The sequence below is a fragment of the Actinomycetota bacterium genome (assembly GCA_036280995.1).
In the GTDB taxonomy this organism is placed as follows: Bacteria; Actinomycetota; CALGFH01; order CALGFH01; family CALGFH01; genus CALGFH01.
In genome coordinates this window covers 1-2,990 of record DASUPQ010000146.1, presented here as the reverse complement: position 1 = coordinate 2,990, position 2,990 = coordinate 1, and the positions used below count along the sequence as shown (strand labels likewise).

The window sequence follows — 2,990 nt, the reverse complement described above, 5'->3', positions numbered from 1 at the left end:
CGATCCCGATGGCGACGGCCAGCCCGGCCGCCGCGCCGCCGTCGCTGGCGGCCTGGCCGCCGGCGACCGTCCCGAGCACCACGGCGAGGGCGACCACCAGCAGGTGCGGCAGCCAGCCCGGCCACGGCACCCGCTGGCCGGCCAGGGGCGCGAGCGGCACTCCCGAGGACGGGCTCAGGTCGCGCCACAGCTCCCGCGGTCCGGCCGCGGCCAGCCGGGCCACCCCGGCTCCTCGTGCCCCTCCCGACCTCGCCAGCGTCATCCCGGCCCACTCCAGGTGCGATCCAGCCCAGGGCGGCCCACGGTACATGGCCTCATGCGTCCCGGCGCCCGAGCACGGTGGCCGCGGCCAGCAGCGCGACCGCGGCGGCGGTGCCGATCAGGCCCAGCGACGGCCAGGCGCCGAGGCTGCCCGCCACCTCTGGTGCCGCATCCGAGCTCTGGGCCAGCTTCTGCAGCGCCGCCACGGGGGAGGCGCCGGCGACCCACCGCTCCCAGCCGCCGAGCAGCGGGCCGAGCAGCGACGGCGCCAGGATGGCGGCGACCATCGTCGTGATGGCCCCGCTCGGGTGCCGCAGCAGCGTCCCCGCCGCCAGGCCGAGCAGGCCGGTCGCCGAGAAGCACAGGGCGACCCCACCCAGCGCCGGCATCGGCGATCCCTGGGCGTAGCTGTCGGGCAGCATCACCCCGCCGACCAGGTAGGCGGCCAGGCAGGCGGCGAACCCGACCGTGAACAGGGTCGCGGCGGTCACCGCCGCCTTGGCGGCCAGCACCTGCCCGCGGCGCGGGCAGGCCATGAGGGTCGCCCGGATCATGCCGGTGGCGTACTCGCCGGACATCACCAGGACGCCGAAGCTCGCCGCGACCAGCAGCCCGAGCGTCGCCCCGGTGAGGCTGCCGCCAAGGACGGTGTCGTCGGGCTGCAGGCTCTCGGTGGCCCCCACGAACACGGCGACGCCCACCACGCAGGCCGCCATCGCCGCCAGCATCCGGGGCGCCGATCGCACGGTGCGCAGCTTGGCCCATTCGGACCCCAGCACGTCGACCAAGCCGGGCCGCACGAGCGGCTCGAGGCCGCTTGTCGCCATCGTCTCAACCTCCGTTCCTGGTCAACCGTAGGTAGGCCTCCTCAAGGGAAGGATGCTGCCGGGACAGCTCGTGCAGCTGGATGCGGTGCCGGGCGGCCACGTCGCCGATGGCGGCCGGGTCCAACCCGAGCACCCGCCACCGCCCCTGCCCGTCGCGCTCGACCCGGGCCGCGCCGGCCTCCAGCAGCGGCCGCAGCCGCTCCCACTGCGGCGACCGCACCAGCGTTGACGGCTGGGAGCTGTGCCGGATGAAGCCCTCCATGGCGACGTCGGCCAGCAGACGGCCCCGGCCGATCACCAGCAGGTGGTCGGCGGTCAGCTGCATCTCGCTCATGAGGTGGCTCGAGACCAGGACCGTGCGGCCCTCGCCGGCGAGCCGCCGTAGCAGGCCCCGAATCCAGGCGATGCCCTCGGTGTCCAGCCCGTTGACCGGCTCGTCGAAGATCAGCACCCCTGGGTCGCCCAGCAGGGCCGCGGCGATCCCCAGCCGCTGGCTCATCCCCAGCGAGAAGCCCCTGACCCGGCGGCCCGCGACCCCGGCCAGGCCGACCAGCTCCAGCACCTCCTCGACCCGGCTCCCGGGGATGCGGTTGCTCCGGGCCAGCCACCCCAGATGGCCGCGCGCCGTACGGCCACCGTGCACCGCCCGGGCGTCCAGCAGCGCCCCCACCTCCCAGAGCGGCGCCCGCAGCTCCCGATAGGCCCTGCCGTTCACGGTCACCCGCCCGGCGCTGGGAACGTCCAGCCCCAGCATCAGCCGCATGGTGGTCGACTTCCCCGCCCCGTTCGGCCCCAGGAAGCCGGTCACCCGCCCCGGCTCAACCCGGAAGCTCACCCCCTCCACGGCCAACCGGTCGCCGTACCGCTTGCTCAGCCCGCTCGCCTCGATCATGTCGTCGCGCCCCTCTCGTCCCGTCGATCCCGGACAAGCTAGACGCGGCAGGTCGTGGTCGGCGTCACCCTGCAGAGCCAACCTCGAAGTACCTCCCGGGTACGAGCTGAGCAGCGCGGACATGACCTTGTCATGTCTCCGTGCTATCGGCGCCGGCCCGTCGACAGCCCGTTGATGCGACCCAGCTCCTCGTCGCTGAGCGAGAAGCCGAACACGTCGAAGTTGGCCGCGATCCGCTCGCGGCTGGCCGACCTGGGGATCACCACCACGCCGTGGTCGAGGTGCTCGGCCAGCCGGACGGGGTCGTGCAGGGAGGGCGCCCAGGGGATCTGGTTGACTTGGGGCGCCTGCCCGGTGGCCTCGATCAGTTCGTCGAGTTGGCTGGTGCTGTGGTTGCTGACCCGACGGCGCGGACCGGTCCCTCGTCGCGGACGGCTTGGCCGACCTCGTGCTCGTTGTGGTACATGGTGGCGGTGTCGAGATGGCGGTAGCCGACCTCCAGCGCGTACCGGACGGCTCGGTGGCACTGTGAACCGGTCAGCGCCCCGGTGCCCAGGCCGACCAGCGGCATGGCGCCGGCAGAGTCGAGCGAGATGATGGGCTGACTGGGGTCACCTGCCATGCGGGACCCTTCCGCTCTGGTCATCGATGAGCAGCTGGCGGGCCGTCATTCTCGCGATCAGTCCGGTGAGGCCCGAACGGCGCGCCGCCCTCGCGGGTGAGCAGCAGCCCGGCCGCGACCGGTCCGGCCGCGCCATCGTCCCTGCATCTGCAACCCTGGCCTGGCCCGGGGGACGACCGAAGGGAGACGGATGGAGCAGCCGCCCTGGTGGCAGCGCGGGGTGATCTACCAGATCTATCCCCGCTCCTGGATGGACAGCGACGGCGACGGGGTCGGCGACCTGCCCGGCATCCTGGGCCGGCTCGACCACCTCACCTGGCTCGGGGTGGACGCGGTCTGGATCTCGCCGGTGTACCCGTCGCCCGGCGCCGACCTCGGCTACGACGTG

General features: G+C 73.9%; 6 protein-coding genes. 1 reads left to right on the top strand and 5 read right to left on the bottom strand.

What is annotated here, in order from left to right; all coding sequences use genetic code 11:
* The 5 genes from VF468_04610 to VF468_04590 all read right to left on the bottom strand — a co-directional run.
* A partial coding sequence (locus tag VF468_04610; GenBank protein HEX5877597.1) for an EamA/RhaT family transporter occupies window positions 1-223 on the bottom strand: 223 nt, incomplete at its 3' end.
* Window positions 224-314: 91 nt separating this feature from the next.
* Entirely contained in the window at window positions 315-1,088 is a 774-nt protein-coding gene (locus VF468_04605) for an ABC transporter permease (protein ID HEX5877596.1), read from the bottom strand.
* 4 nt (window positions 1,089-1,092) lie between these two features.
* Complete coding sequence (locus VF468_04600; protein HEX5877595.1) at window positions 1,093-1,980, bottom strand: ATP-binding cassette domain-containing protein; 888 nt, start codon at window positions 1,978-1,980, stop codon at window positions 1,093-1,095.
* 143 nt (window positions 1,981-2,123) lie between these two features.
* Window positions 2,124-2,246, bottom strand: a complete 123-nt coding sequence (locus tag VF468_04595; protein HEX5877594.1) for a hypothetical protein — start codon at window positions 2,244-2,246, stop codon at window positions 2,124-2,126.
* A 98-nt stretch (window positions 2,247-2,344) separates the two neighbouring features.
* Window positions 2,345-2,602 carry an aldo/keto reductase gene (locus VF468_04590; protein ID HEX5877593.1) on the bottom strand — a complete coding sequence of 86 codons (258 nt, stop codon included), beginning with the start codon at window positions 2,600-2,602 and terminating at the stop codon, window positions 2,345-2,347.
* Window positions 2,603-2,792: 190 nt separating this feature from the next.
* On the opposite strand from VF468_04590, the gene VF468_04585 reads away from it, so the two are divergent.
* The coding region (locus VF468_04585) for an alpha-amylase family glycosyl hydrolase (GenBank protein HEX5877592.1) at window positions 2,793-2,990 on the top strand (198 nt) is incomplete at its 3' end.